The sequence below is a fragment of the Spirochaeta lutea genome, from assembly GCF_000758165.1.
Lineage (GTDB): Bacteria > Spirochaetota > Spirochaetia > DSM-27196 > Salinispiraceae > Spirochaeta_D > Spirochaeta_D lutea.
In genome coordinates, this window is the sequence record NZ_JNUP01000004.1 from 1 (window position 1) to 4,657 (window position 4,657).

Sequence of the window (4,657 nt, forward strand, 5' to 3'; positions counted from 1 at the left end):
CTGACAATCCGGCCGGGACTGACTATCCGGCCGGGACTGGCTATCCGGCCGGCCTACTTCCGGCCGGTGTACTCCAGCTTGAGCCCTACGGTGTAGCGCACCACGTCCGATGCAACAGCCCGGGAGTCCTCAATCTGCTCCAGCCGGAAACTCCAGAAATAGTTGGCCCAATCCTCGCCGTCGAAGCTTACCGAAACATTCTGCTGCCCCTTGGGATACACATAGAAGTCCCGGAGCACCCGGAAGGTGGTAATCCCACCCCGGGTTTCCGCGGTTACCAGGTTACTAATGAAATTAAAGGCAAGACGGACCCGGGCTCCCTTGGGAAACCACACCACCCGTTCACTCAGGGGGTAGGAAATTTCCCCCTTGTCCCGGGCATTAAAGACCATACCCCGGCTCATGGCCCCCTGGGGGCGCTGGGGCGAATCCCAGATCCAATAGGCATCATCCCTGGTCACTGCGGGATTCAGGTACATATCCCACTGCAGGTTCGCCCGGGATTGCACGGGGCCAGACGGGCCCTGATCGAACCGGGGTTCTGGGGTATCGTAGATTACCCAGTTCAGTATTACCGGCTTCTCCCCGGGTTTCTCCCCCGGAGCCTTCTTTCCATTAGCCATGTGCCAGACCAAGCCGTCAAAACTAATAGCTGAACCGTTACCCCCGTCATTCGTCATAGCCAGACGGTGTTGAAGCTCAAAATACCCACCCTCCCGGGTAAGCAGCACCGCAAGCTCGGGATCCGTGGGTGCGGAATCGGCGCCCAGGGGATTCAAATTCAGCTGAAACTCATCCCCGGCCTGGAGATAGTATACCCGGGGTTCGGTTCCCATACCGAACCCGGCAACCTGGGTCTCCTCCTGCTTTCTGCGGATGCCCTCCTGGGGATCCTCCCAAAACTCCCGGGTTTTCTCCTCTGCCTCTTCCAGCATGGACGGCAGAATCTCTATAAACCGGACCACCGGTACCCGGTCGGGGGGTACGGAGCCGCAGCCCGTTAGAATCACCCCTAAAGCCAAAAAAAACAGCCCCATGGCCGCATTGTATAATCGACGAAGTATCATTCACCTCTCACTTTCGGATTAACGACAAAAGCGGGACACTGCTGCCCCGTGGACCTCAGCACCGCCATACTCGGCATCTCCTTGCTCTTAATTCCAAACATCGTACAGGTCCGCGGAAACGCGGGATCCCAACTCACCTTAAAGTACAAACATTTTAGACAGTTGGGGGCACGATTATTAGACCTATCGCTCCCGTTCATGGCCATAGTGTACTATACCTGGAACAGATTTTGGGGTGATTCTGTCCAATTTGCATCCCCCGGGACCGGGTAAACAGAAAAAACCTTTACACCTCCCGGAAGGGGGCGTAAAATTCAGCTAGATTTACCCACTGCGGGGTTCCGCAACGGGAGGCGAAATTACCCATCAAACCGGAGGCAAAACCATGGAAATCCGTTACTACCTGTCCCTGTTCCCCACCGAGGCGCTGATTGCCAGCAACCTGAACCCTGAACAATTCGGAGCCTATATGGCCACCGGGGCAAAAAACGGCAGCTACGAGCGAATTATGTTCATCGAGGTTGAGGGCGGCCACGGCAGCTATTTTGACTGGGCGGATGCCAAGAAACGCTGCATCCCCCACGAGGACGGCCGGCCGAAAAACTCCGTCTGGCTTTCGGTGTACCGCTCCCTGGAGCATGTTCCCCTGGATGCCATGAAGCACCTGTTTCTGACCACCCCCGACGGCCGAACCCTGGAACTCGAAAAACAAGCCTTTTCGGAAGAAGGTCCTCATGCAAAATACTACGTGTACAACGAGCTATGCCCCATCAATCCCCTGGTAGTCAGCCGGCTGAATCCCCAGGAATTCTGCGGCTACATGACCAATCCGAAGAACCACGTATCGGTACCCAAGGTTGCCTTCGCTGATCTGAAGACCATCAACCTGGATGACCCCACCAAAACAGGTAATATCGGGGCGACCTACGACCGGAATCTGGAGCACTTTACCCACTGTGTCGATCAGGTTCTCACCATACCGGAAAAACAGAATAAAAACGTCGAACGCAGCCACGTAGAAAGCTTCAGTTACCAAATCATCAACCGCGGCGTCTACGTGGGCGACAACAAATCATTGATCATGTACCCCATGCCCACCATTGACGAGCTACGGAGAGACCATTACGACTGGGCACGGTCGGCCATGATATTGTAATCTGGAGTCTATGATTGAACACACCACCCTTGAACCCGACCGGGCCTTCCTGGTCGGGATTCAAGATCCCGGCGAAAACCCGGGGCAGGCAAAAGCCCACCTGGAAGAGCTCATCCGCCTTACCGAGACCATGGGCGCCCAGGCGGTCGCCAACCTCACGGCAAAGATAAGCGATCCGAACCCCAAGCTCATTCTCGGTACCGGCAAAGCCGACGAGATTATCCAGGCCGCCGAAGAGGCAGAAGCGGATATCCTCATCATCGACAGCGACCTCTCCCCCAGCCAGCAGCGCAACTGGGAGCGGCTCTCGGGCCTCCCGGTTCTCGACCGCCAACTGGTAATCCTGGAAATATTCGCCCAACGCGCCCAGACGAAAGAAGCCCGCCTCCAAGTCGACCTGGCCCGGTACGAATACGCCCTTCCCCGGCTTACCCGGGCCTGGACCCACCTCGGCCGCCAGCGCGGAGGAACCCGGGGAACCCGGGGTGAGGGTGAAAAGCAGATCGAAGCAGACCGCCGGATCATTGAAGCGAGAATCGCCAAGATTAAACAGGACCTGCAGCAGGTGCAGAAACAGCGGGCAACCCTGCGCAAGGGCCGGGAATCGGTTCCCGTACCCACCGCCGCCCTGGTGGGCTACACCAACGCCGGAAAATCCAGCCTGCTCAAAACCCTGACCCAGGCGGAAATCCTCGTGGAAGACAAGCTCTTCGCCACCCTGGATCCCACCACCCGGCGGTTCGAGCTGGGAGACGGTCTGGCCATGCTGCTAACCGACACCGTAGGATTCATCCGAAAACTACCCCACGGCCTGGTCGACGCCTTCCGCTCCACCCTGGAGGAAACCACCCGGGCGGACCTCCTGATTCACCTAGCCGATGCCTCGAATCCCGAGGTCATTCCCCACCTTACCACCACGGAAACCGTACTCCAGGAAATCGGCGCCACCGCACCCCGCCTTCTGGTATTTAACAAAATCGACGCGGCCCCGGAGGCAACCCTCACCGCTCTGCAAAGCGCCTATCCCGAGGCGGTCTGCATAAGCGCCATTACCGGCCAGGGCTTGGATCTTCTGGCCCAGGAGCTTAAGGATTTCTTGCGGGGGCGATTCCAACGCTTCTGCGTACTGCTGCCCTTCGCCCGGGAAGACCTGGTCGCCCTGGCCCACCGCAGCGGAGTTGTGGAAGAAAAGAAGTACCAAGAATCGGGAATCCACCTCCAAGGAACCATACCCGAACGCCTGGTTTCCCATTTTGAGCCCTATAAAATCTCCCAGGATGTGATATAGTTATCCTATGAAACACCCGACGATGCACAAGCTAGTCTCGGTATTGCTCAGCCTGCTCCTTGCCCTGGCCGTACCCGCTGCCGCCCTAGCCCAAAGTACGGACCCTGCCCCGGAACAGCCCCAGGCAAAACCGGAACCAATCCGGGATACCATCAATCCCCTGGGCCCCATGATGTACTTCATCGGAGTAGGAAGCACCATCATCGGCGGGACCCTAGGCGCCTTTTCCATTGCCGACTACGGCGCCTACCAAAACGCCCTGGAACAGGGTGACTCCGAGGCGATTCAGCAGGGCTATTACGACTCGTACCAGTCCAAGGGCATCATGTCCCTGAGCTTCATGGGAGCAGGTCTGGGCTTCGTCATCTTAGCCGGCTTGTTAACATCCCCCTACGATGCAATTCCTGTAGAACCCGACGGAAGCATCCAGGTAACCCAGGGATTAGATCTACAGATACAACCGAGCTACCTAGGAGTATCCTTTAGGCCCGGAAAGTAGGAACCTACCATGACCCATACCGTCAAATCCCCTGCATCCCCACCGGGTCTACCCGGGGCCGTTTTGTACTGGCACAGCTATTCCTCCCCGGTAGGACCCCTTTTCATTGTCGTAAACCGGGAAGGAACCCTCATCCGGCTCAGCTACTCCGCCATCCATTCCGACCTATTTCCAGGCTCCCATCTGGAGGAGAACAAGTATGCCTGCGGGGATGTGGCCTACCAGCTGGAGGAGTATTTCAAGGGTACACGGCAACACTTTGACATTCCCTTGTACCTGAACCAGGGAACCAGCTTCCAGCAGGATGTTTGGCAGCGACTCTTGAAGATTCCCTACGGTACCACCCTTACCTACGGAGAGGTCGCCCAGAAGGTCGGCCGGAAACAGGCCCCCCGGGCTGTGGGAAATGCCGTAGGACGCAATCCCATTCCGATTATCGTGCCCTGCCACCGGGTCCTGCCCAAATCCGGCGGCCTGGGCAGCTACACCGCCCGGAGCGCCCCCGGCGCCGATCCCGATGATGGGAAAAAGGTAAAAAGATATCTGTTATCTATTGAATCGGCTGATCCGGCAAACAATCCTGCTCTAGCCCTTTTGTAGTGCGCAAAAGCCTGTAACTTTTTTGTGCCTCAGAAACCCCCAGAGCA

Annotated in this window: 5 protein-coding genes; 4 read left to right on the forward strand and 1 reads right to left on the reverse strand. The window is 57.4% G+C overall.

Annotated features, from left to right (window positions below):
- Window positions 1–53 precede the first annotated feature (53 nt).
- Window positions 54–1,037, reverse strand: a complete 984-nt coding sequence (locus tag DC28_RS02025; protein WP_037545191.1) for a hypothetical protein — start codon at window positions 1,035–1,037, stop codon at window positions 54–56.
- Window positions 1,038–1,452: 415 nt separating this feature from the next.
- Here DC28_RS02025 and DC28_RS02035 point away from each other — a divergent pair, with 415 nt between their 5' ends.
- The 4 genes from DC28_RS02035 to DC28_RS02050 are packed head-to-tail and all read left to right on the forward strand — an operon-like array spanning window position 1,453 to window position 4,610.
- Window positions 1,453–2,223, forward strand: coding sequence for a hypothetical protein (locus DC28_RS02035; RefSeq protein ID WP_037545197.1), 771 nt, complete (start codon window positions 1,453–1,455; stop codon window positions 2,221–2,223).
- A 10-nt stretch (window positions 2,224–2,233) separates the two neighbouring features.
- Window positions 2,234–3,511 (forward strand): GTPase HflX, encoded by a 1,278-nt coding sequence (gene hflX / locus DC28_RS02040; RefSeq protein ID WP_037545200.1) that lies wholly within the window; start codon window positions 2,234–2,236, stop codon window positions 3,509–3,511.
- Window positions 3,512–3,518: 7 nt separating this feature from the next.
- Window positions 3,519–4,010 (forward strand): hypothetical protein, encoded by a 492-nt coding sequence (locus tag DC28_RS02045; protein ID WP_156104537.1) that lies wholly within the window; start codon window positions 3,519–3,521, stop codon window positions 4,008–4,010.
- Between the two features lie 9 nt (window positions 4,011–4,019).
- Complete coding sequence (locus DC28_RS02050) at window positions 4,020–4,610, forward strand: methylated-DNA--[protein]-cysteine S-methyltransferase (RefSeq protein WP_052078340.1); 591 nt, start codon at window positions 4,020–4,022, stop codon at window positions 4,608–4,610.
- Window positions 4,611–4,657: the final 47 nt, after the last annotated feature.

Coding starts and splice junctions, on each gene's coding strand:
- DC28_RS02025 (WP_037545191.1), bottom strand. CDS start 1,037: ATGGGGCTGTTTTTTTTGGCTTTAGGGGTGATTCTAACGGGCTGCGGC.
- DC28_RS02035 (WP_037545197.1), top strand. CDS start 1,453: ATGGAAATCCGTTACTACCTGTCCCTGTTCCCCACCGAGGCGCTGATT.
- hflX (WP_037545200.1), top strand. CDS start 2,234: ATGATTGAACACACCACCCTTGAACCCGACCGGGCCTTCCTGGTCGGG.
- DC28_RS02045 (WP_156104537.1), top strand. CDS start 3,519: ATGAAACACCCGACGATGCACAAGCTAGTCTCGGTATTGCTCAGCCTG.
- DC28_RS02050 (WP_052078340.1), top strand. CDS start 4,020: ATGACCCATACCGTCAAATCCCCTGCATCCCCACCGGGTCTACCCGGG.